Here is a 440-nt window from a genome sequence, read left to right as displayed (position 1 = left end):
AGCCGTGGTCGGTCCAGTTCACCATGTCGGCCGAGGACCAGACCCGCCAGTCCTTCATCGTGAAGTACGTCGAGCCGTCCTCGTCGTGCCCGGTGTAGAGGTAGACCCGGCCGTTGTAGACCAGCGGCGCCGGGTCCGCGGTGTAGATCGTCTGCACGATCGGGTTGTCCGCCCTGGCCGCGCCGGCCGGGAGCAACGCCAGCACGCACAGCAGGCCCACGATCCAGGCGGCCACGCGCCTGGACATGTCGTGGCCGCCATTCAGAAGTGCCATGTGCACAACGTCCTTCTGCTGATCGCTCCCGCTCAGACGCGGGTCCACTTCTGGTTGTTCTGGCCGTTGCAGGTCCAGATGATGACCTTGCTGCCGTTGGCGGTGCCGTTGTTGTAGACGTCGAGGCACTTGTTCGCGCCCACGGCGGTGATGCTGCCGTCGGAGT

The 440-nt window shown here is 65.7% G+C and carries 1 protein-coding gene and 1 pseudogene; both read right to left on the bottom strand.

Translation table 11 applies throughout. From position 1 onward, the window contains the following. Positions 1-274 (bottom strand): annotated as a pseudogene (locus FLX07_RS36020) (xylosidase); the annotation flags it as partial. 32 nt (positions 275-306) lie between these two features. Further along, the gene (locus FLX07_RS36015) at positions 307-426 is read right to left on the bottom strand and encodes an RICIN domain-containing protein (RefSeq protein WP_280116570.1); all 120 of its coding nucleotides are present in this window, start codon (positions 424-426) and stop codon (positions 307-309) included. Positions 427-440 lie beyond the last annotated feature (14 nt).

The sequence above is a fragment of the Microbispora bryophytorum genome (assembly GCF_006874465.1).
Classification (GTDB): domain Bacteria; phylum Actinomycetota; class Actinomycetes; order Streptosporangiales; family Streptosporangiaceae; genus Microbispora; species Microbispora bryophytorum.
The sequence above is the reverse complement of the archived record's forward strand: the minus strand, read 5'-3'. Positions and strand labels throughout refer to the sequence as shown.